General features: G+C 74.6%; 13 protein-coding genes. 6 read left to right on the forward strand and 7 right to left on the reverse strand.

Features of this window, described 5'->3' with window-relative positions:
- Positions 1–73: 73 nt before the first annotated feature.
- Complete coding sequence (locus IE237_RS29210) at positions 74–1,156, reverse strand: NADH-quinone oxidoreductase subunit B family protein (protein WP_189805106.1); 1,083 nt, start codon at positions 1,154–1,156, stop codon at positions 74–76.
- A 34-nt stretch (positions 1,157–1,190) separates the two neighbouring features.
- Positions 1,191–2,912 carry a hydrogenase maturation protein gene (locus tag IE237_RS29215; protein ID WP_189805176.1) on the reverse strand — a complete coding sequence of 574 codons (1,722 nt, stop codon included), beginning with the start codon at positions 2,910–2,912 and terminating at the stop codon, positions 1,191–1,193.
- 214 nt (positions 2,913–3,126) lie between these two features.
- Here IE237_RS29215 and IE237_RS29220 point away from each other — a divergent pair, with 214 nt between their 5' ends.
- From IE237_RS29220 to IE237_RS29230, 3 genes are read left to right on the forward strand one after another with little or no spacing between them, the layout of a single operon-like run.
- Positions 3,127–3,762: a metal ABC transporter ATP-binding protein gene (locus tag IE237_RS29220; protein WP_189805107.1), complete on the forward strand. Its 636-nt coding sequence runs from the start codon at positions 3,127–3,129 to the stop codon at positions 3,760–3,762.
- Positions 3,759–4,637 carry a metal ABC transporter permease gene (locus IE237_RS29225; protein WP_189805108.1) on the forward strand — a complete coding sequence of 293 codons (879 nt, stop codon included), beginning with the start codon at positions 3,759–3,761 and terminating at the stop codon, positions 4,635–4,637. Before IE237_RS29220 ends, IE237_RS29225 begins: the two co-directional genes overlap by 4 nt.
- Positions 4,586–5,389 carry a metal ABC transporter solute-binding protein, Zn/Mn family gene (locus IE237_RS29230; protein ID WP_189805109.1) on the forward strand — a complete coding sequence of 268 codons (804 nt, stop codon included), beginning with the start codon at positions 4,586–4,588 and terminating at the stop codon, positions 5,387–5,389. The genes IE237_RS29225 and IE237_RS29230 overlap by 52 nt, the downstream gene beginning before the upstream one ends.
- Positions 5,390–5,455: 66 nt before the next feature.
- Here IE237_RS29230 and IE237_RS29235 read toward each other — a convergent pair whose 3' ends face one another.
- The gene (locus IE237_RS29235; RefSeq protein ID WP_189805110.1) at positions 5,456–7,111 is read right to left on the reverse strand and encodes a class I adenylate-forming enzyme family protein; all 1,656 of its coding nucleotides are present in this window, start codon (positions 7,109–7,111) and stop codon (positions 5,456–5,458) included.
- Positions 7,108–8,895 carry a CoA transferase gene (locus IE237_RS29240; RefSeq protein ID WP_189805111.1) on the reverse strand — a complete coding sequence of 596 codons (1,788 nt, stop codon included), beginning with the start codon at positions 8,893–8,895 and terminating at the stop codon, positions 7,108–7,110. Before IE237_RS29240 ends, IE237_RS29235 begins: the two co-directional genes overlap by 4 nt.
- 211 nt (positions 8,896–9,106) lie before the next feature.
- Here IE237_RS29240 and IE237_RS29245 point away from each other — a divergent pair, with 211 nt between their 5' ends.
- Entirely contained in the window at positions 9,107–10,273 is a 1,167-nt protein-coding gene (locus tag IE237_RS29245) for an acyl-CoA dehydrogenase family protein (protein ID WP_229842956.1), read from the forward strand.
- On the opposite strand, the gene IE237_RS29250 is transcribed toward IE237_RS29245, so the two are convergent.
- Together IE237_RS29250 and IE237_RS29255 are read right to left on the reverse strand one after the other, a co-directional pair.
- Positions 10,260–11,339 carry a sugar ABC transporter permease gene (locus tag IE237_RS29250; RefSeq protein WP_189805177.1) on the reverse strand — a complete coding sequence of 360 codons (1,080 nt, stop codon included), beginning with the start codon at positions 11,337–11,339 and terminating at the stop codon, positions 10,260–10,262. The genes IE237_RS29245 and IE237_RS29250 overlap by 14 nt on opposite strands.
- A gap of 5 nt (positions 11,340–11,344) precedes the next feature.
- The gene (locus IE237_RS29255) at positions 11,345–12,568 is read right to left on the reverse strand and encodes an MFS transporter (RefSeq protein WP_189805113.1); all 1,224 of its coding nucleotides are present in this window, start codon (positions 12,566–12,568) and stop codon (positions 11,345–11,347) included.
- 272 nt (positions 12,569–12,840) lie between these two features.
- On the opposite strand from IE237_RS29255, the gene IE237_RS29260 reads away from it, so the two are divergent.
- The gene (locus IE237_RS29260; protein ID WP_189805114.1) at positions 12,841–13,050 is read left to right on the forward strand and encodes a hypothetical protein; all 210 of its coding nucleotides are present in this window, start codon (positions 12,841–12,843) and stop codon (positions 13,048–13,050) included.
- 47 nt (positions 13,051–13,097) lie between these two features.
- Here IE237_RS29260 and IE237_RS29265 read toward each other — a convergent pair whose 3' ends face one another.
- A complete protein-coding gene (locus IE237_RS29265; protein WP_189805115.1) occupies positions 13,098–14,027 on the reverse strand; it encodes a RimK family alpha-L-glutamate ligase in 930 nt (309 codons plus the stop codon).
- A gap of 551 nt (positions 14,028–14,578) precedes the next feature.
- Between IE237_RS29265 and IE237_RS29270 the strand changes: the two genes are divergently transcribed.
- The gene (locus tag IE237_RS29270) at positions 14,579–17,653 is read left to right on the forward strand and encodes a non-ribosomal peptide synthetase (RefSeq protein ID WP_189805116.1); all 3,075 of its coding nucleotides are present in this window, start codon (positions 14,579–14,581) and stop codon (positions 17,651–17,653) included.
- Positions 17,654–17,681 lie beyond the last annotated feature (28 nt).

Below are 17,681 nucleotides of genomic sequence, written 5' to 3' on the forward strand. Positions count from 1 at the left end.
TCGTCGACTCTTCGTCTGTGCGAACAGTGGGGTGGATGGGGGGTGCTGAGGGGGTGGTGCGCGGGCGTCACGGTCACCAGGGCGGCCGGTAGCCGGTGGTGATGCGCTCGCCGGTGTGCCGCCACTTCGGCTCCTTGTCCACGGTCTTGGCCGTGATGTTCCGCAGGCGGCGGATGACGGAGCCGTACACGCCGCTGGCGGTGCTGGAGACCTTGCCGCCGGGAGGTTCGTCCATGAACGGCATGAACTTGTCCGGGAATCCGGGCATCGTGCACGCGATGCAGATGCCGCCGACGTTCGGACAGCCGCCGACACCGTTGATCCAGCCGCGCTTGGGGACGTTGCACTTGACGACGGGGCCCCAGCAGCCGAGCTTGACCAGGCACTTCGGTGAGTCGTACGTCGAGGCGAACTGGCCCTGCTCGTAGTAGCCGGCCCGGTCGCAGCCCTCGTGCACGGTCGCCCCGAACAGCCAGGTCGGCCGGAGCTTGTCGTCCAGCGGGATCATGGGCGCGGAGCCGACCGCCTGGTAGAGCAGGTACGTCAGCGTCTCCGCGAAGTTGTCCGGCTGGATGGGGCAGCCGGGCACGCACACGATGGGGATGCCGGCATGCGACTTCCAGTCCCAGCCGAGATAGTCCGGGAGGCCCATCGCGCCGGTCGGGTTCCCCGCCATGGCGTGGATGCCGCCGTACGTGGCGCAGGTGCCGATCGCGACCACCGCGAGGGCCTTGGGCGCCAGCCGGTCGACCCACTCGCTGGTCGTGATGGGCTGACCGGTCTCCGGGTCGTCGCCGAAGCCGCTCCAGTAGCCCTCCTGCTTGATGGCCTCGTTCGGGATGGATCCCTCGACGACCAGCACGAACGGGTCGATCTCGCCCCGCTCCCCCTTGAAGAACCACTCGATGAACGTGTCGGCGCCGCCCACCGGACCGCACTCGAAGTCGATGAGCGGCCAGTGGACCGCGATCCTGGGCAGCCCTGGCAGCCCCGCGAGGGCGATCTCCTCGATGCTGGGCTGCATGGCGGCGGTCAGGGCCACCGAGTCTCCGTCGCAGCTCAGACCCGCGTTGATCCAGAGGATGTGGATCGGCTTCTCTTCACTGCCGGGTGCGGCGCCCTGGTCCTCGACCGGTGCCGGCTTCACTGCGCTCATGCGTCGCCTCCTGAGGAGGGGTGGGGCGAAGGCCTCATGTCAGGCCTGGGTCTTGTTCCACAGTCGGCCGATCCGCCCCCGCCCGCACCTGGACCGTCCGGGAGCGCCGCCGGGGGGCCTCCTTCCGGACGAAGGCCCGGCGCCGCGCGTGATAGCTCGCGGCGGGATCGTCGAAGATCGACCGCATCCGGGAGAGCTCCTGCTCACGGTGGACCGCAAGGGGAGCCACGGACTCGCGGCGCTCGTGCTCCGCCTTCTTCGCCGCGATCCGCGGCTGCAGACCGCCATGGGATGCCAGGCGGAGGGCCGATCGGGTGATCTCGGCGGCGAACTCCCCGGGTCCGCAGTCGACGACCCGGTCGACGAGACCCATGTCCAGCGATGCCGCGGCGGACACCGGGCGGGCCTCCTCGGTGAGGCGCGCGGCCAGGGCCTCGCCCACCCTCCCGGGCAGGGTCCGGGTCCAGTACTCCGATCCGTACAGGCCCATGCGCCGGTAGTGCGGGTTGAGCACCGCACCCGAACGGCACCAGACCTCGTCGGCGGCGAGGGCGAGCATCACCCCGCCGGCGGCGGCGTTGCCGCCGATCGCGCTCACGACGAGCCGGTCGGTCGTGGTGAGAACCGCCTCGACCAGGTCGTTCATGGCATTGATGTTGGCCCAGGACTCGGCGGCGGGGTCGGCGGCGGCCTCGATGACGTTCAGATGGATGCCGTTGGAGAAGAAGTCGCGCTGCCCGCCGAGCACCAGGACGGAGGTGGGGCGCCCGCGGGCGGTCTCGTACGCGTCCAGCAGGCGGCGGCAGTGGTCGGTGCTCATCGCCCCGCCGGGGAACGCGAAGGACAGCACGCCGACCGGTCCCCGCTCCTGGTACCGGATGTCGGACCAGGTCCGCCGTCCCGGCGCCGGGTCGGCGGGTGCCGGCAGTTCGGGGAGCTCCGGCAACCGGCCCGCGAGGGCCAGGGTGGCGGGGAGCTTGCAGGCACGCGGCCTGCCCGGGCCGGTGCGGGCGCGGAGCTCGGGGATCCACACCGCGCCGTCCACGGTGGCGCGGCAGACCGCGCCCGCCCGGGTGGCGAGGAGGGCTCCGGGCCGCCCGCGCAGACCGTCCTCCGCGTGGCCGCCGTGCAGGAACCACTCGGCCCCGAGCAGCCGGTCCGGTACACCGGGCTGCGAGTCGGCGGCCCGCAGGGTGCGCAGAACGGTCTCGGTGGTGTCCTCGCCCCACGAGATCCGGCGCTCCTCCTGCCGGAGAGCGGGACGGGCGCGGACCTCGCCGGTCTGCGGACGCGGTGCCGCCCCGGCGGCGACCCGCTCCACGGCGCGGAGCACGGCGTCCACGGCGGCGTCGGACAGCTCGTTGCGGTACAGGTCGCTCTTGCCGACCTCCGGGACGCGGAAGGCTGCGGACGCCCAGACGTCGCCCGCGTCCATCTCGTCGTCGGCCTGGAGGACGGTGACGCCCCACTCCTCGACCCCGTCGTGGATCGCGTGGTCCAGCGAGGACGGGCCGCGGTCGCCGACGGGCCCCGGGTGCACGATCAGGCAACGGTGCGCCGTCCACACGTCGCGGGGCACGACGGCCTTCAGCAGGGGGGCGACGACCAGATCCGGCGCGTGACGTGCCACGGCCTCGCGCACGGCATCCCCGTCGGGGGTGACCTCCACGGGAACGGTGTGCCCGCGGTCGGACAGCTCGACCAGGACCCGCTGGGTGAGGCTGTTGAAGCTGCTGGCGACGAGCAGGATGCGCATGGACGGCCTTTCCGGGTCGCGGTGGACGAGCGGCCGCGAGAGACCGCGGTCCACCAGCCGCCTGCGATCATCGGACAGCTCGAGCCGGGCAGCGGGGTGACGGAGCCCGCACCTCACCCGTTCGAGGGGTGCGTCCGACCGATTGGCGGGAACCGGACGCCCCTCCCGTCCGACTCCTCCACCGCACCGGCACGGCAGCGGCGGAAGGCGGAGGATGGGCGGACTGGACATACGCATGCGCGGGGTCGCCTGCCGGCACGGCCGCAACGAAGCCGTGGTGGGGGTGGATCTGGAGATCGCCGCCGGTGAGCGGATCGCGCTGACCGGGACGAACGGGTCCGGGAAGACGACGCTGCTGCGCGCGGTCCTCGGACTGCACCGGCACACGAGCGGCACCATAGAGGTCGGCGGGCGCGGAGCGCGCTCCGCCGCCGAGTATGCGTGGCGGCGGCGGTCGTGCGCCTGGATCCCGCAGAAACCCGCCGCCGGACGGTTCCCGCTGCGCGGGGACGAGCTCCTGGCCAGCAGTGGGGCGTCGGCCGAGGCCGCGGAGGCCGCGGAACGGCTCGGGGTCGGTGCCCTGGCCGCGCGGCCCGTGGACACCCTGTCCGGCGGGCAGTTGCAGCGCATGTACCTGGCGCGGGCGATCGGCTGTGTCGCGGCGGGCGCGCAGGTGCTCCTCGCCGACGAGCCGACCGCCGCCCTCGACTTCGAGGGGCAGGAGGAGGCGGCCGACGTGCTGACCGCGTTGCCGGTCACCCTGGTGGTCGTGACCCACGACCGGGCGCTGGCCGAACGGTGCGACCGGGTCCTGGAGATGGCCGCCGGGCGGCTGCGGGAGGTGCGGTGAACACGCTCGCGGGCGCCGACCTCGGCGCCATGCTCCAGCTCGTGCCCGTCCAGCGGGCGGGGGTGGCCCTGCTGCTCGCGGCCGTCGGGCTGCCGGTTATCGGAGTGGTGATCGTCGGGCTCGACATCATGCCGGTGCGGTTCGCCATGATGCACGTGGCCCTGCTGGGCATCGCCGTCGGCCTTCTGACCGGGCTCGATCCGATGCTGTGCGCCCTCGTCGCCTGTGCCCTGTCGGGTGCGGGCGTCGCCCCACTGGCGCGGACGCCGGCCGGACTGTCCGGGGCGATGGGTCTGCTCATGAGCCTGGCCATCGCCGCCGCGCTCCTTCTCCTCGCCGTCTCCGGCGTCAACGCCTCGGGCGCCTTCGCCCTCCTCTGGGGGTCGATCCTGTCGGTCGGCACCACCGACCTCGTGGTGCTCGGCGTGCTCGCCGTGGCCGTGCCGACGCTGTTCTGGTGGCGGCGCCGCGAGGTGGGCCTGCTGCTGTACGACCGTGAGCTCGCGCAGTGCTCGGGCGTGCCCGTACGTTTCCTCACCACCGCGCTGCTCGTCCTCGTGGCCGTCGCGGTCGCCGGGGCCATCAAGCTGACCGGCGCACTCCTCGTCGACGCCCTGACCCTGCTGCCGGCGCTGGCCGCCCGCCGCCTCGGCCGCTCGCTGTGGTCGATCACGCTGTGGGCCGTCGGCATCGGCGTCGCCGTCAACGCGACGGGATTCCTCCTGGCCCTGTGGCTGGACTGGCCTCCGGGCCCGGTCCTCGTCCTGACGGCGGGGGCCGTGGTCCTCGCCGCACATCTCATTCCCGAACGGAGAACCAGCTCATGGCGCGCACCCGCGTCCGTCACACCCGCATCGCTTCCCTCGTCGCACTGAGCGCGGCCCTGCCGCTGCTCACCGGGTGCGGCGGCGAGGACGCCGCCTCGTCCGGTCCCACCGACGGCGAGAACGACAAGCCCGTGGTGGTGGTGACGACCACCTGGGAGGGCGCTTTCGCGAAGGCCGCCGGGGCCGAGGACGTCACGGTGATCGTGCCCCGATCCGTGCACCACGCCCCCGACTACGACCCCAAGCCCTCGGACCTGGCCGCCGTCGCGAAGGCCGACTTCGTGCTGTACGCGCCGTTCGAGCCGTACGCCGCGAAGATCAAGGAGGCGGCCGGCTCGAAGGCGAAGCTCGTCGAGGTGAACCTCGACAACGACCCGGCGAAGGCCGGTGCCGAAGTGACCCGTCTGGGCGGCCTGTTCGGTACGAAGGACGCCGCCGCCCGGTGGAAGACCCGTCTCGACGGCGAGGTCGCGAAGCTGAACGGCGAGCTCAAGGCCGCCTGGCCCAACGGGAAGAGCCCGGCCGTCGTCAGCCAGGTCTTCACCGGTTGGGCCGCAGGCCTCGCGGGCGCCACGACGGTCGGCACGTACGGCCCCGAGCCGGTCACCCCGGCCCAGCTCGCCTCGCTGTCGGCGAAGAAGCCCGCGTACGTCCTCGACAACGCGCACATGTCGACGGGCACGGTGCTGCCCGACTCGGGCGCCGAGCAGGTCGAGATCGTCAACTATCCGGGCGAGGACCTGGACCTCCTCGCGGTGTACCGCAAGGCGGCCGCCGAGCTGAAGAAGGCCATGGGCTGAGCCCGGGCCGCCTACGGGAGGGGGAGGGCCGCCGTCGGCGACCCTCCCCCTGCGTGCGTCCTGCCGTCAGGCTTCGACGAGGGCGCTTCCCCGCTCGACGATCCGGCGCCGCAGCGCGGCGCGATCGGGCTTTCCGGCGGCGGTGAGGGGCAGTTCGGGCAGCACGAGCAGGTGCTCGGGGTGCTTGTGCCGGTCGAGTCCGTGCTCGGCCAGGTACACCCCGAGTTCCGTCAGCGTCGGGACCTTCGATCCCTTGCCCACCAGGCAGGCGGCGAGCCGCTCCCCCATCAGCGGGTCCGGCACGCCGACGCAGACGACGTCCCGCACCTGCGGGTGGGCGACGAGTGCGCGCTCGACCTCGGCGGGGCTGATGTTGGCACCGCCGCGTATCACGATGTCCTTGAGCCGGCCGACGACATGGAGGACGCCCTCGTCGTCGAGGAAGCCGAGGTCGCCCGTCCGGACCCAGCCCTCCGGGGTGCGGTAGCGGGCGTCGAGGTCCGGGGAGGCCACGTAGCGGAGGGGGGTCATCGGCCCGCGCGAGACGATCTCCCCGATCCGCCCGTCGGGCAGCTGCTCGTGCGTCTCGGGGTCGGCGATGCGGATCTCGGTGACCCGGGGGTCGGGACGGCCGGCGACGACACCCGAGCGGTCGGTGGGCGGTACGGCATGCCCCAGTCCCGTGTGGCAGTTGACGCCGTCGGCCGACCCGTAGAGGTTCACGACCGGGCAGCCGAACGCCTCGGCCGCGGCCGAGGCGGTGGCTTCGTCGAGGGGCGCGCCGCCCAGCACGAGCGCGGTCGGGGTGGGCAGCGGGCCGTCCGTCCTCTCCAGGGCCTCCAGCATCATCCGGATCATGGTGGGCACGCCGAGGATGTGGGTGGGCTCGTGCTCCCGTACGGCGGCCAGTGCCGCCTCGGGTGTGAAGTGGTCGAGCAGGACCAGGGTGCCGCCGTGCCGGGCGAGGGTGACGGCGGTTCCGTTCGAGCCGAAGGCGGAGCCGAGCGGCACGAGGAAGAGGCAGCGGGGCGGGGTGCCGTCGGGCATGAGGGAGGCGAGGAAGTTGCCGCGCCCGCCGGCCAGGGCGTTGTGGGAGTAGGCCACCATCTTCGGCTCCGCCTCGGAGCCGGAGGAGACGAGGATGCGGGCGGCGGAGTCGGGGTCGGGGCGGGCCGGGACGAATCCGGCGGGCTCGGTCCGCAGCAGCCGGGACAGCGGAGCCGTTCCCTGGGGTGCGATGCCCCGTCCTGCGGCGATCACGTGCCGCAGGGCGGGCAGCCCCGGGGCGAGGGCCCGGAGGTCGGCGGCGTGGTGCCGGCCGCGGTGTTCGACCGCGGCGATGACCGCCACCGCCTCCGCGCGGCGCAGGAGGCACTCGGCCTCCACGGCGCCGCGCCCCACGGGGAAGGGGAGGGCGACGGCGCCCAGCGCGGCCAGTGCCAGATCCGCGATGACGGCGTCGCGGTTGTTGGGGAGCTGGACGGCGACGACGTCCCCGGCGCCGATGCCGAGCCCGCGCAGGCCCTCGGCCAGACATCGGACCTTGCGGTCGAGCGCGGTGTAGCAGAGCGTGCCTCTGGCGTCGATCACGGCGGTGCGGTGCAGGTCGGCGATCTGTCTCGCGCGGTAGAGGCTGTAGAGGTCGAGGTCCGGGCAGGTGCCGTCCACCACCCAGGAGCGGCGGAGTTCGGCGGGCAGCAGGTCGGTGAGGGTGACGGTCACGCGAAGCTCCAGGGGTCGGGAACGGCGGGGGCACCGTGCGCGTCCCGGCTGATCGAGCCGGAGAGGCGCGGGTCGTGGTGGAGTGCGGACAGGTCGGTGGTGACGGCGGTGGCCGTCAGGCCGTGGGCGCGCAGCTGGTCCAGGGCGTCCTCGGTGCACATCCCCGAGACGTCGTACGCCGCGGCGGCCGGCGCGCTGGTGTCGCTGGGGGCGATCCAGCCGTCCGAGGTACGGAGCGGGTGTCGGAACCCGGCGGGGTGACGGGGATCGGCGCCGGTGGCGGCCCGGCGCAGGGCGGGGGCGAGGAGGGTGTCGGCCGCGCCGAGCAGCGAGGAGTCGACCCGTACGCCGTGGCCCGTGCGCTCGCGCAGGAGGAGGCCGGCGAGGACCGCCTCGGTGCCGTGCAGACCGCCCAGGACGTCGAGGAGCGTCATGAGGGACGGCACGGGCGGTTCACCGGCGGGATGGGCGGCCTCCCCGACACCCGTGCGGGCCTGCACCATGAAGTCGGTGCCCATGGGCGCGTCGTCGAGGCGGTCGGCCCAGCCGCCGGTGTAGGCGTAGACGAGGGACGGGTTCACGGCGGTCAGGTGCTCGGCGTCGAGGTCGAGTTCGGCGGCCTTGCCCGGGGCCCAGTTGTGGAGGAACACGTCCGCGTCGGCCACGAGTTCGCGCAGGCGGCTCCGGTCGCCGGGCGCCTTGATGTCGATCTCGACGGCCTCCTTGCCCCGGTTGAGGGCGAGCCAGCGCGCGGAGATCCCGTCACAGGCGGGCGGCATCCCCCGGAGCGGGTCGCCGCCCGGCGGCTCGACCCGGATCACGCGGGCGCCGAGCAGGCCCAGCAGGTGGGCGGCGAGCGGCGCCTGGATCCGGCGGCCCGCTTCGAGGACGGTCAGGCCGGCCAGCGGCCGGTCCGCCGTGGCAGCCGTTGTCGTGGACAGGCGGCCCGGGCCCAGCGCGCGCAGCGTCCACGGGTCGGCGCCGTCGTCCTCGGCGGCGCGCTCGGCGAGCGTGCGCAGTCGGCACACCTCGGCCTCGGACAGCGCGGCGGCCCGCCGGATCCGCGCCCACGGGTGCCGCCGGGTCGCCTCGTGCAGGTCGACGGGGAAGGGCGCGCAGGCGGTGGCGTACCGGAACTGGAAGGGCCGCCAGCCCGCCCGTATCGCGTCGGCGGGAGCCTCCAGGGCGCGCCAGAACTCCGCCCAGGCCCCCGGGTCGAGCGTCTCCAGCTCGAACAGGACACCGTCGGACGAGGTGAACGGCGGCCCGCCGGGGGCCGGTTCGACGACCTCCGGCTCGTCGGCACCGGCGGCGGCGAGGTACTGGGAGACGGTGAGGAGCCCGGCCCGGTCGGCGGTCGTCGTACGTTCCCGGGCCGGCGGGCCGCCCCGGGCCTGGCCGATGAGCCCGGCGAGGAGGCCCTGGACGGTGAGCACGCCGGTGGCGGTGGCCAGATGGTCGACGCCGAGGCCGCGCGGGGTCCCGTGGCGTCGGCCGTGGACGGCCATGACGCCGGTGACGGCCTGGGCGGTCGCCTCGTCCTCGATCCCGGATCCGGCCGGTCCCCAGTCGGTGCGGGCCGTGACGGGCGCGAACCCGCCGCCGCCGAGCGCGGTCCGCCCCGGGCCGCCGTCCCGGACCCTCGCCCCGAGCCGCGTCAGATGGTCGGAGACGACGCGGGTCAGGGCCGCGGGGCCGCCGAGGTCGCAGCGCAGTGCGTCGAGCGGACGGGCGGTGTCGAGCGGGCGGCGGACCGCGGTGCGCGCGGTCGCTGATGACGCCATGGCTCTCCTCTCCTGGCGCGGCGGTGAGGGCCGTCGCACGGGGTCTTTCACGGTCACGGGGAACTGCACGGACGCGGGGAACCTCACGGTCGCGGGAACCGGGGAGCCGGTACGCCCGACCACTTCCACGGGCAGGCAGTCGGACGCGTGTTCTGTCGAGTTCCCGAGATGGAGGAAAACAGTGACGGACCATGACGTAACGGATCACGACGTGACTGATGTCGATCTGCTGCGGAAGAAGGTCTCCGCGTTCGTCCGTGACCGCGTCTTCCCCTCCGAGCCGGATCTCGACGCCGGCGGTGCCACCGCCACCCACCTGCGGGAGCGGCTGCGCGCGGAAGCCCGTGCGTCCGGCCTGTGGGCCCTCCCTCTCCCGGCCGAACTGGGCGGCGGCGGGCTGTCCTTGAGCGCGTACGCCACGATCGCCGAGACCGAGGGTGCCAGTGACCACGGTCCTGCGGCCCTCGGGTCGGCGTCCCTCCTCGACGTGACCATGCTGTCCCGGCACGGATCCGCACGGGTGGGCGCGGAGTACCTGCCGCGCCTGGTCTCCGGCGACCTCCGCACCTGCTACGCGATGACGGAGCCGGACACCCCCGGGACCGAGCCCGCGCTCACGGCGACCCGTGCGGAGCGACGGCCCGGCGGCGGCTGGCGCGTCACCGGGCGGAAGTGGTTCGTGTCGCACGCGGGCGACGCGGACCTCGTGACCGTGCTCGCCCGCACCGGCGGATCGGCCGGAGACCGCACCGGCCTTTCCCTCCTCCTCGTGCCGACCGGCTCCCCCGGGTTCCGGGTGGTGCGCGAGCTGCCGATCCTGGGCGCGACCGGGCAGTACGAGATCGAGTTCGACGGTGTCGAGGTCGACGAGGATCACCTCGTCGGAGACGCCGGGCAGGCCCTGGCCGTCGCCGGCGAGCGTCTCCAACTGGGCCGGACGCTCCGGGCGCTGCGGTGGCTCGGCCAGGCCCAGCGGGCCTTCGACCTCCTCTGTGACCGCGCCGTGGCACGTCAGGGCGCACGGGGACCGCTCGCCGACCGCGAGCTGGTCCGGCAGCACGTCTTCGAATCCCTGTTGGCGCTGCGGACGGCACGGCCGCTCGTGCACGAGGCGATGGCGCTGGTCGCCGCCGGACGGGACGCCCACGTGGAGGTCGGACTGGCGAAGACGGCGGCGGCCCGCACGCTCCAGGAGGTCGCGGACCGGGCCGTCCAGGTCTTCGGCGCGGCCGGGCTCGGCCCGGACACACCGCTTCCGGCGCTGTTCCGTACGGGACGGACGGCCCGGATCCTCGACGGGCCGGACGAGCAACACGTCTCCTCCGTCGCCCGCCGCGTCCTGCGGAGCCGTCGGGGCTCCGCGGTCACACCCGCCTGAGGTCGGCGCGGCCGAGGAGCGCCGCCAGGCCGAGGGCCAGGAAGAAGTCGCCCCAGACGAGTTCGTGGCGGACGGCCGTGCCGCTGTGCGCGTCGTAGCAGCCGTCGAGGAGCATGCCGGCCGGCCGGGTCCCGCCCGGCCGGGTGAGGTGGTCGTGCGCGAGCCGGTGCAGGACGGCCTCCGCGCGGGAGGCGCACGCCGTCGACCACGCGGCTCCGGGGACGCGCGCGAGCTTCAGGAGGGCGACCGCGGCGATGGCCGCGGCGGAGGTGTCGGGCGGGCCGTCCGGACGGTGGGCGTCCGTCGGCGGGACCAGGGGGCCGACGAGCATCGCGCAGTCCGCGAGGAGGAGTTCGGCCGCCCGGGTCAGCCGGTCCGATCGCCAGGACGGGGCCCGCGCGAGCAGCAGGGCGTCCGCGACGGCGAGGAGGAGCCATGCCTCGCCCCGGGTCCAGCCGGGTGCGGGATCGGCTTCGGCCGTCCATCCGCGCGTCTCGTCCCGGCGCCATGCCGGGCGGGGGCGCCCGGCGCCCTCGCGGGGCAGGCACAGGTCCAGGTGGCGGTGCAGGTGAGCGGCGGCCGCCGCCTGGCCCTCGGGCCCGGCCGAGGCCAGCAGGGGTACGAGACCGGGGACGCCGTCCGTACGGGCCCGCAGCCGTGCGCCGCCGAGGGCCGCGCCCCAGGGGACGAGACCGAGTGCCGGGTCGAAGGCGTCGACGGCGGCCTTCGCCGCACGCTCCCGCAGGGCCCGCGCCGCCGCGTCCCCGGCGGCCAGGGCCGTGCCGTACCAGAGGATGAGGCCGCGGGTCGCGGTGTCGGCCTCGGCCCAGGGGGCGAGCCGGGCGGTGGCGGCGGCAGCCGCGGTACGGTCCGCGTCGCTTCCGGTGCGGCCGGCCCGCAGCCAGAGAAGTCCCGCCCAGAAGCCGCCGGTCCACGATCCGCGTCCGGTGGTGGTCCAGCGGCCGTCGGCCGGTTCGGCGTACAGCGGAAAGCGGTCACCCACCTGTTCCGAGGTCTCCCCCGCGCGGCGGAGGACGAGCCCGAGGGCTTCCTCGGCCCAGCCCACGGCGGTCAACGCGGACCGTCCCCGCGCGTACGGCGGTCCCGTACCGCCCAGGCGACCGCGACGGCCCCCGCGACGGCGAACTCCGCGGCGACCAGGACCCAGCCCTCCCCGTACCGCCCGCGTTCCGCGAGGAGCCCGAACAGGGGCGGGCCCACCGCGAACCCGGCGAAGAAGCCGGCGGCGACCAGCGCGGAGTCCTGCCCGGCCCGGCCGGGGGCGGACCGCTGCATCACCAGGACCATCGACACGGCGTTGCCGGACACGGCGAACACGCCGACCGCCACGGCGGCCACCCACACCAGCGGGCCGACACGGACGGCGGCGGCCAGCAGCACGGCCGCTCCCACCGCCCCGCCCGCGAGCAGGCCCGGCAGCCACGGGGCCCGGCCGGGCGTCGCCGCCCGGGACCAGCCGACGCGGCCGGCGATCCCGGCGATGCCGAGGACGGCGACCAGAGCGCCCGCCACCGTGGGCCCCATGCCGAGGCGTTGGGATCCGAACAGGGCGAGGTAGGTGTTGACGGAGGCGATGCCCGCACCGAGGAAGAGCGAGAAGGCGGCCAGCCAGGGCACGGGGCCACCGGCGCGGGACGGCGCCGGACCGCTCGCGGCCCCCCTCGGCGGCGGTGACGCGTCGGCCGGCAGCGCGCGCCGGGCCCACAGGGCCGCGAGGAGCGCCGCACCGGCGGCCACCCAGACCGCGCCCCGCCAGCCGATCGCGCTCGCGGCCACGGCGAGGGGCAGCCCGGCCACGAAAGCGCCCAGTTGGACACCGGACTGCTTGGTGCCGGTGACCGCGCCCCTCCTCGGCGCCGGAACGGACGCCAGGATCGCCTTGTTCGTCGCCGGGTTGGCCAGCGCCTGGGGCAGGCCGCCGAGCGCGACGGCCACGAGCAGCAGACCGGAGCCGGGCGCGGCACCGATCAGGGCCAACGCCACCGCCGAGAGGGCGAGCAGGGTCACGAGGGCCCGGCGGGGACCGACGCGGTCGACGATCCGGCCGCCGGCGGGCGAGAGGACGGCCGCCGTGCCGAAGCCCACGGTGGTGGTCAGGCCCAGCACGGTCTCCGAGACACCGAGCCGGTCGACGAGACGGGGGCCCAGCGCTCCGAGCAGGAAGAGCTGCATCATCGAGAAGGCCATGGCCGTCGTCAGGAGCGCGGTCAGTCCGCGGGCGGCCCCCTCTCCGGTGTCGGGAGGTGCTTCCGCCGCCGTACCTGCGCTCCTCACCGCGTATCCCTCCCCTTCGGCGCTCGGGCCCGAACGCCGTCGCCTCGGAGGAGTCGTCGCGGCGCTGCCGGCAGTTCCCGGGGCGCTCTTGTGCGACACGTCACAGTCGCGGCCTCCCGACCCGGCAAGGGGTGGGGGCCGCGAGACGGTTGTACCCGCCCTCATGCCTCCGGGGAGGGGCGCCGGGAACCGGACGGTGCGACCGTCCGACTCCTCCGGAAACACGGCCCGATCCCTCCGGCGCCGTACAACACGCCCTGGAGAGGCCGCCGATGAGCACGCCACGAGAACCGTCGTCCCCCGCGAAGGCGACAGGGCGGTTCCGGTCACCGCCCGTCGTCCTCGTCGGATTCCTCCTGCTGATGGCTCTGGTCTTCCTGGGGTCGTACGCGCTCGGAGCGGCCGTGGGGCCGGTCGGCCCTGACACGGACTCGCCGTCCACGACGAGTCCGACCCCCGGAACGAGTCACACGCACCACTGAACGCTGTTGCGGCAGCCCTTTCAGGACGGGGGCGGATACGGCGGCGTTCAGCCGGATGCTTCGAGACGGCTGCGGCACGCCGTGGCGACGGCTTCGGCGATGCCGGGCATGTCGGGCCGCCAGGTGGGGTTGCAGTTCACCTCGCAGACGGCGAAGGAACCGTCCGCCTCGAAGAGGAGATCGACGCCGGCGACGCCGAGGCCGATGACGCCGGCCGCTTCGACGGCCAGCGCCTCCGCGTCCGGATGCCGGCCGGTGCAGACGGTGTGGGTCCCGCCCTGCGCCAGATTGGAGACGAGACGGTCGTCACGGGCTGTACGCACGGCGGCGGCCACGGCCCGGCCGTCGACCACGATGACGCGCAGGTCCCGGCCGTGGGAGTGGGCGACGTACCGCTGAAGGAGATAGGGGTGCCGGTCGTCCAGACTGCCCACCACCGCACGCAGCGACTTGTCGTCGGTGGCGAGGAACACCCGTCGGCCGCGATGGCCACGCACCGCCTTCACCACGCACGGCTCCGGCACACCGGCATCGAGCACGTGCTCCAGGGGCGCGTCGGTGTGGCTGCGGGTGTCGGGGACGGGGATGCCCGCGGCGGCGAGCTGCTGGATCTGCCAGAACTTGTTCACGGCCGTCAGGACCGCCTCGGCGGGGTTGATCAGCCGCGTGCCCATCGCGGCCAGGTGCCGTAGCAGGGTGATTTCCCTGTCGGCCGACAGCCGAGGCGTCGACAGGCGGGCGTAGGCCACAGCGGGCGCGGGGACCGGCCGCCCGCCGGTGTCGGCCAGCGTGAGCCGTCCGCCTTCCACGCCGAGTACCAGCCGGCTGCTGTGCACCACCGCGGTCCGATGCCCGAGCTCCGCCGCGAAGGCGGCGATGAGCGACGAGGTGACCGGCCCCGGGTCCCTGCCGGCAGCACCGTCCGCGCCCCGGCGGCGGCCAGGGCACAGCAGCAGCCAGGCACGTGCTTCGTCCACCGACGACATGCCCGCCCCTTCGCTCACCGGCGCCCTCCAGGTCCGCGGTCACCTTGGCCTGCGCCTGACCTCGGGGGCCGGTGGCGGCGGCCAGGATGCGGGCCGGGTCAGGCCGATCTGCCGCCGGACGCTGGGAGTTTGACGCACTGTCAGTGTCGATCATACACACGGATGTTTGGGTGCAAGTCGGTTGAGCGGGCGCGGACATGGGGGCTGATTCCGGGCGGTGGACGGCTCTTGACGGTGTGTGGAGGTTGTGCGAATCTCTCGACAGGTCTGGACCAATGGTCTTCATCGGACGGGCCCGGAGATACCAGACGCCTCGGGGCATCCTGGCGTGTCCGGCGATCCTGACCGCGCACGGCCGTCGGCCGGTCCCCGGGGGGTGGACCTCAGCCGCACGGCGGCCGGTGGCGTCTCCGAACACGGCCGCCGATCAATGTCGTCGGCGTCCGAAGCACCGACGTGCGGCGGCCCTCGACCAAGGGCACGTCCGCACCTTCACCCCTGCTGCTCCTCCACTCCGCTCCCACGTCCTAAGTGAGCCGCCCATGTCCGAAGTCCTCTCCCTGACCGACCGCATACCGGCCTCCCCGGCGCAGCAGGGCGTCTGGCTGACCGATCGGCTGGGACTGGCCCGCGAGGCGTTCCACATGCCTGTACGGATCTCCTTCGACCGGATCGACCCGGCGGCGCTGGGGCGCGCGGTGGCCGCCGTGACCAGGCGCCATCCGGCCCTGGCCGCCCGCCTGGTGGAACGTGACGGCCAGGTCTGGCAGGAACCCGCGGCGCGGCGGCCCGAACTGGTGCAGCACGAAGCGCCCGCGGACGAGGCGGATCTGGAGAGGCGACTGAAGGAGGAGGTCGCCCGCCCGTTCGCTCTGGAGACCGGCCCGCTCAGCCGCTTCACCCTGTACCGGCGCGCCGACGGGAGCGCCGAACTGCTGGTCACCGCCCACCACTCGGTCTTCGACGGCAACTCCAAGGACGTCCTGACCCGGGACCTCGCAGCCGCGTACGGCTCGGCGCCCCTGCCCGCACCGACCGAGCCGGCCACGCCGCAGGCACCGGCATCGGACACCGTACGGCGGGCTGCCGAGTGGTACGGACCGCGTTGGGCCACCGCGACCGAACCGGTCCTGCCCGGCGCGCCGCGCACCCCTGCCGCCGCCGGGTCCGGCGAGGCGATCGCATGGCGCCTCGACGGCGCCGAGGCGGACCGGTTGGCCACCACGGCCGCCCTCGGCGGCACCACCGTCTTCGAGTTCCTGCTCGCGGCCCTGCACGGGCTGCTGCGCCGCTACGGCGGCGAAGCGGTACCGGTGTCCGTCCCGCTCTCCACGCGGTCGCCCGAACTCCGCCAGGACATAGGGATGTTCGTCAACGAGCTGCCCGTCCACGCGCCTGTGGCCGACGCGTCACAGACGTTCACCGAGTTCGCCGCCGCCGTCCGGACCGAGCTGCGGGCCGGATACCCGTACCGCAAGGTGCCCTTCGGCACCGCCGTCGCCGGACTGACCCCCCGGGTCGGTCTGACCGCGGTCTCGCTCGGCTACCGCCGGCGCGGCCCGGACCCGGACTTCGGTGACACCGGCGCCCGGATCGACTGGGCCGTGTACAACCGCGCGGCGCGCAACACCCTCCATCTCCAGATCGTCGAGGCCCCCGGCACCCCGAGCGGAGGGCTTGACTTCAGCCTCCAGTACGACCCGGCCGTCCTCGGCCCGGACGCGGCCGGCCGGATCGCCGGCCACTACCGCACCCTGCTCGCCGGCGCGGTCGCCGCGCCCGGCGCCCGGCTCCTCGACCTGCCCCTCCTGGACGCCGCCGAACTCCGGGCCGTCACCACCGAGCCCAACGCCACGGACCGGCCCTATCCGGCCGACCGGACCGTGCTCGACCTGGTCCGCGCCCAGGCCGCCGCCGCCCCCGACGCGATCGCGGTCAGCGCCGGCGGCCATCACCTCAGCTACAGCGAACTGCTCGTCCGTTCCGCGCAGTTGGCCGCAGCATTGCATGCCGCTGGTGTGCGGCCCGGCGACCTGGTCGCCCTCCATCTGGGCCGCACCGCCGACCTGCCCGCCGCGCTGCTCGCCACCCTCGCCACCGGCGCGGCGTACCTGCCCCTGGACCCCGGCTATCCGGCCGAGCGCCTCGCCGGCGTCCTGCGCGACTCCGGAGCCGTTCTGGTGCTCGCCGACCGCGAGCCCGCGCCCGCGGTCGCCGCCGCCGCCCCGGCGGTCCTGCGGCTCCCGGCGCCGTCGGCGCAGGACGCGGCCGTGGGCGCCCCCGGCGCCTCCCCGGGTCCGGACGACGTGGCGTACGTCCTCTACACCTCCGGCTCCACGGGCCGACCCAAGGGCGTCGCCGTCGGCCATCGGGCCTTGGTCAACCTGCTCACCTCCTTCGCCGACCGGCTCGACTCCGGCCCTCGGCACGCCTGGCTCGGCCTGACCTCGCTCTCGTTCGACATCTCCGCGCTGGAGCTCTACCTGCCGCTGATCACCGGGGGCCGCCTGGTCCTGGCCCCGGACGGCCTCGCCGTCGACGGCCCCGGGCTGCTCGCGCTGATCGGCACCGAGGGCGTCACCCACGTCCAGGCCACGCCGTCCGGATGGCGGGTCATGCTCACGGCGGGCACGGGCATCGGGCCGCTCACCACCGTCACGGCTCTGGCCGGCGGCGAGGCGCTTCCGCTCCCGCTCGCCCGCGCACTGCGCGCCCGCACCGCCCGGCTGTTCAATGTGTACGGGCCCACCGAGACCACCGTCTGGTCCACCTGCGCCGAGATCCCCGCCGACCCCGAGCAGGTCCGGATCGGCCGTCCGATCGCCAACACGCAGGTCTACGTGGTCGACGCACACCTGCGACCCACCCCGCTCGGCATCCCCGGCGAACTGCTGATCGGCGGGGACGGCGTCGCCCACGGCTACCTCGGCCGGCCGGAACTCACCGCCGAACGCTTCGTCCCGAACCCCTTCGGCCCGCCCGGCACCCGGCTGTACCGCACCGGGGACCAGGCCGTCCGGACACCCGACGGCGACATCGACTTCCTCGGCCGGATCGACGACCAGGTCAAGATCCGCGGCCACCGGATCGAGCTCGGCGAGATCGAGTCCGCTCTGCTGGAGCACCCGGCCCTCGCCCAGGCCGCGGTCGCCGTCCGCACCGAGGACGACGGTGAGCCCTTTCTCGCCGGCTACCTGGTGCCGGCCACCGGAGCCCCGGCGCCCGACCCCTCCGGCCTGCGCGACTTCCTGACGCGCACGCTCCCGGCCGCGATGACGCCGCAGCGCTGGCTCGTCATGGAGCGCCTGCCGCTCACCCCCAACGGCAAGCTGGACCGTCGCGCCCTGCCGGTTCCGGCACGCGAGGCTCCGGCGCCACAGGCCGCGGGTACCGGCGACGAGACGACCGAGACGGTCCGCCGGATCTGGGCCGAGGTGCTGAACCTCCCCGACGTCGGCCCCGAGGACGACCTGTTCGACCTCGGCGGGCATTCACTGACGGTGGTGCAGATCGCCGCCCGCATCCGCGACGCGCTCGGCGTGGACGTCGACTTCGACGTCTTCTTCGACCTCCCGACGCCGGCCGCCATCGCCGCCGCCGTCCGCGAGCGCCGGTAGACCCCTTCCCCGGCACACCGGGCACGGG

Source organism: Streptomyces tanashiensis (assembly GCF_014648895.1).
Taxonomy (GTDB): domain Bacteria; phylum Actinomycetota; class Actinomycetes; order Streptomycetales; family Streptomycetaceae; genus Streptomyces; species Streptomyces tanashiensis.

What these genes read in the sequence shown, in the direction of transcription:
- IE237_RS29210 (WP_189805106.1), bottom strand. Translation starts at nt 1,156, where the DNA reads ATGAGCGCAGTGAAGCCGGCACCGGTCGAGGACCAGGGCGCCGCACCC.
- IE237_RS29215 (WP_189805176.1), bottom strand. Translation starts at nt 2,912, where the DNA reads ATGCGCATCCTGCTCGTCGCCAGCAGCTTCAACAGCCTCACCCAGCGG.
- IE237_RS29220 (WP_189805107.1), top strand. Translation starts at nt 3,127, where the DNA reads ATGGGCGGACTGGACATACGCATGCGCGGGGTCGCCTGCCGGCACGGC.
- IE237_RS29230 (WP_189805109.1), top strand. Translation starts at nt 4,586, where the DNA reads ATGGCGCGCACCCGCGTCCGTCACACCCGCATCGCTTCCCTCGTCGCA.
- IE237_RS29240 (WP_189805111.1), bottom strand. Translation starts at nt 8,895, where the DNA reads ATGGCGTCATCAGCGACCGCGCGCACCGCGGTCCGCCGCCCGCTCGAC.
- IE237_RS29260 (WP_189805114.1), top strand. Translation starts at nt 12,841, where the DNA reads ATGAGCACGCCACGAGAACCGTCGTCCCCCGCGAAGGCGACAGGGCGG.
- IE237_RS29270 (WP_189805116.1), top strand. Translation starts at nt 14,579, where the DNA reads ATGTCCGAAGTCCTCTCCCTGACCGACCGCATACCGGCCTCCCCGGCG.